At 66.8% G+C, this 862-nt stretch carries 1 protein-coding gene; it reads right to left on the minus strand.

All coding sequences use genetic code 11. The features are described from left to right. The coding region (locus tag DBR34_RS24325; protein WP_258224197.1) for a BamA/TamA family outer membrane protein at nucleotides 1-862 on the minus strand (862 nt) is incomplete at both ends.

An 862-nucleotide genomic window follows, 5' to 3' on the forward strand; every position in this document is an offset into this window, starting at 1 on the left:
CCCACCGGCGATTTCCAGCGCACGCCGAAGCCCACGCCGGTGTGCAGGTCGATGGTGTTGTCGAACGCGCTGCCGGTGTCGACGAATACCGCCGCACCCCAGGGGCCGCCCTTGAAGTAATGCTCATACTCGGCCGAGCCGACCACCAGGTTCTTGGCACCCAGCGCGAACTTGTCCGGCGCCGGCGTACGCGGCCCGACTTCGCGGAACGCGTAGCCGCGGATGCTGCGGTCGCCACCGGCGAAGAAGCGCAGGCTGGGCGGCATCGCCACCAGGTCGCTGGTCCAGGTGGTGCCGCCTTCGCCGCGCAGGATCAGGCGGTCGCTGTCGCCGATCGGCACGTACCAGCGCAGCACCATGTTGGCCTGCACGAAACTGGTGTCCGAACCCACGCCTTCCACGCCACCGCGCAGCGTCGCGCTGCCACTGATGCCGCTGCGCGGGAACAGCTCGTCGTCCACGTTGACGTAGTCGGCCACCAGCTGCGGGTAGACCAGGGTCGAGGTGTTGTAGAGCGCATCGTTGAACTCGGTGCCCGACGCGTAGCGCCAGCGCTCGCGCAGCGCGTTGATCGAGGCGATCGCCGTCCAGTGTTCGTTGATTTCACCGCTGCGGCTGGCCGACAGCTTGAAGTTGCGCAGGTCGATGTAGTCGGTCTGCTCATCGTAGGCACTGGCGGTGAAGGCATACCAGCCATCCAGCCAGGTGAAGGCCGGAATGCGGTAACTGGTGACCAGACTCTTGCGCTTCTGCGCATAGTCCAGCTGGGTGTTCATCTTGTGGCCGCGGCTGTTCAGGAACCGCCGCTCCAGACCACCGCGCACACCGGCGCCGCTCTCGCTGCCGTAGCTCAGACCGGCGG

This window comes from Stenotrophomonas sp. HMWF003 (assembly GCF_003061285.1).
Classification (GTDB): Bacteria; Pseudomonadota; Gammaproteobacteria; order Xanthomonadales; family Xanthomonadaceae; genus Stenotrophomonas; species Stenotrophomonas maltophilia_AP.